Annotated in this window: 1 protein-coding gene; it reads right to left on the bottom strand. The window is 72.7% G+C overall.

Annotated elements, in window-relative coordinates; all coding sequences use genetic code 11:
- On the bottom strand, positions 1–220 hold a 220-nt coding region (locus AN218_RS28145; protein WP_141747713.1), incomplete at both ends, for an acyltransferase domain-containing protein.

The raw sequence follows: 220 nt of genomic DNA on the forward strand, positions 1-220 counted from the left end.
CCTCGGCCGCCTCCACCGCGACCATCGCCCCACCCCCGGGCAGGGCCTCCATCAGCCGCGCCCGCGCCGACACCAGCCGGCACGCGTCCTCCAGAGAGAACACCCCGGCCACATGCGCCGCCGCGACCTCACCGATGGAGTGCCCCGCCAGATAGTCGGGCTCGATGCCCCACGAAGCAACGAGGCGGAACAACGCCACCTCGACCGCGAACAGAGCAGG

Source organism: Streptomyces nanshensis (genome assembly GCF_001751255.1).
Taxonomy (GTDB): domain Bacteria; phylum Actinomycetota; class Actinomycetes; order Streptomycetales; family Streptomycetaceae; genus Streptomyces; species Streptomyces nanshensis_A.